Origin of the sequence: Propionivibrio sp., from assembly GCF_029255185.1 — a bacterium.
Lineage (GTDB): Bacteria > Pseudomonadota > Gammaproteobacteria > Burkholderiales > Rhodocyclaceae > Propionivibrio.
Window position 1 is genome coordinate 1 of sequence record NZ_JAPUVO010000010.1, and the last position, 2,684, is coordinate 2,684.

Annotated in this window: 2 protein-coding genes; both read left to right on the forward strand. The window is 59.1% G+C overall.

Translation table 11 applies throughout. The annotated features are described in order from the left end of the window. On the forward strand, positions 1-886 hold an 886-nt coding region (locus Q1J43_RS00110; RefSeq protein ID WP_301100248.1), incomplete at its 5' end, for a calcium-binding protein. Positions 887-1,106: 220 nt separating this feature from the next. Continuing rightward, positions 1,107-2,684 (forward strand): ABC transporter transmembrane domain-containing protein (locus Q1J43_RS00115; RefSeq protein WP_301100249.1); only part of this gene is annotated, 1,578 nt, incomplete at its 3' end.

The following is a 2,684-nucleotide window of genomic DNA, read 5'->3' on the forward strand; positions in this document are numbered from 1 at the left end:
CGGCGACTACAGCACCTATTACCACAACGGCATGGGCTACACAGAAAGTGGAACAGCCAACACCCTGGAAGGCGGCACCGGGATCGACCAGCTCTGGGGTAGCGGCGGCTCAGACACCTACCGCTATAACCTGGGCGACGGTGCGGACACCATCAACGAGGTGGCCTACAACAATCAAAGCGCCTTGGACACGGGGACCGACCGTATTGTGCTGGGTGCGGGAATTGCTCCGGCGGACGTAACGGTCACGCGCAGCAACACCGACCTGGTGCTCAAGTTTGCCAACGCCGGCGACCAGCTCACGGTTGCCGGCTGGTATAGCTCACCGAACAACCGCATCGAGCAATTGATGTTTGCCGATGGCACGGTCTGGGATCGGACAACCCTGCACACGGCGGGCCTGGTGCAGAATGGCACGGCCGGGAGTGACACCTTGTACGGCCTGGCCGGCGAAGGCGACGTAATCGACGGTCTAGGCGGTAATGACATTCTGAATGGAGGGACGGGGAACGACGTTTACCGGTTCGGCCTCGGTTCTGGTCAGGACACCATCAAGGAGAATGATGCCACGCCCGGCAACACCGATGTAGCGCAGTTCCTGGCGGGAATCAGCGCGAACCAGCTTTGGCTGCGCCATGTCGGGAATAATCTCGAAGTTGGCGTCATTGGCACTACCGACAAGTTGACCGCCGAGAACTGGTACCTGGGTTCGGCCTATCATGTCGAGCAGTTCAAGACGGCCGACAATAAGCTGCTGCTTGATACGCGCGTGGAGCTCTTGGTGCAAGCGATGGCCGCTTTCGCCCCGCCAGCGGCTGGTCAGACGACACTGCCACCCAACTATCAGGATGCCCTGGCGCCGGTAATCGCCGCCAACTGGCAGTAATTCTTAAGCTCTTTGGACTCCCGCCTTCGCGCGGGGGAAGTGTTTTACATGACCCTAGATCACCGCAAAGACGCAAAGACGCAAAGGACGCGAAGAAATCAACAGCTTAATCTTGTTGTTGTTCATGGTGCTCCCCCAGATGGTGAATGGAAAAACCATGCAATCCATTGATTTCTTTGCGTCTTTGCGTCCTTTGCGGTGAACAACTGAGTTTTTAAGAATGACTGAACAATCGCCACCACTGACGCTCATCGAAGCCAACGAAGCCGCGCAAGGATCAGAACCGGGAGTGCAAGCCAAGCCCGATACCGGCTTGATCGGCCTCGTCATGCTGGCGCGGTTTCACAACATCGCGGCTGATCCGGATCAACTGGCCCATGAATACCGTGTCGCCGGTCAACTGTTCGGCACGACACAGATTTTGCTCGCCTCCAAGAAGCTGGGGCTCAAGGCCAAGTTGGTCAACACCGAATATTCCCGGCTGGAACGAACGCCCTTGCCGGCCTTGGCCGTTGATGCGGACGGGCGCTTCTTTATCCTGGCCCGGGTCGACACGGATCAGGTGCTGATTCAAGACCCCGGCGTCACCCAACCGCAGGTGCTCTCCCTTGCACAGTTCGCGCAACGCTGGTCGGGACAGTTGATTCTCTTTGCCTCGCGCGCTTCACTGGCTGGAGAACTGGCCAAGTTCGACTTTACCTGGTTCATTCCCGCCGTCGTCAAATACCGCAAGCTGCTAGGCGAAGTCCTGCTGGTCTCTTTCGCCCTGCAACTCTTCGCGCTGGTCACGCCGCTCTTTTTCCAGGTGGTCATGGACAAGGTGCTCGTCCATCGCGGATTCACGACCCTCGATGTCATTGCCGTCGGCCTGTTGGTGGTCTGCGTTTTTGAGGTCGTGCTCTCGGGATTACGCACCTACGTGTTCTCCCACACCACCAGCCGGATCGATGTCGAACTGGGGTCGCGGCTGTTTCGCCATCTGCTGAACCTTCCGCTTGCTTATTTTCAGGCACGGCGGGTCGGCGACACCGTGGCCCGGGTGCGCGAACTGGAGAATATCCGCCAGTTTCTCACCGGCAATGCCATCACCTTGATCCTGGACCTTTTCTTCTCGGTGGTATTCATTGCCGTGATGCTCTACTACAGCGTCTGGCTGACCTTGATCGTTGTCCTCTCGCTGCCGTGTTACTTCATCCTGTCGCTGTTGATCACGCCGCTCCTGCGCGCCCGCTTGCACGAGAAATTCAATCGCGGCGCAGAGAATCAGGCGTTTCTCGTCGAGACGATCAACGGTATTGATACCCTGAAGGCGATGGCCGTCGAACCGCAAATGACGCGCCGCTGGGATAATCAGATGGCGGCTTATGTCGCCGCTGGTTTTCGTACCGTCGCGCTTGGTACGGTCGCCCACGAGGGCGTCTCGCTGGTCGGCAAGCTGGTGACTGTTGCCACCCTGTGGCTCGGGGCGCGCCTGGTGATCAATGGCGATCTGACGGTCGGCCAACTCATTGCCTTCAATATGCTGGCCGGCCGGGTGGCGACTCCGGTCATGCGCTTGGCGCAACTGTGGACGGATTTTCAGCAGACCGGCATTTCGGTACAAAGGCTGGGCGATATTCTTAACGCTCGGAGCGAAGTGGCCAATGCGCACCGCAGCACCCTGCCGCCTTTGGCCGGGCATATCGAGTTCGACCAGGTCGTGTTTCGCTACCGGCCCGACGCCCCGGAAGTCCTGCGCGGCATCAATCTGGTCGTCCAGCCGGGTGAAGTGATCGGCATTGTCGGCCGTTCCGGCTCC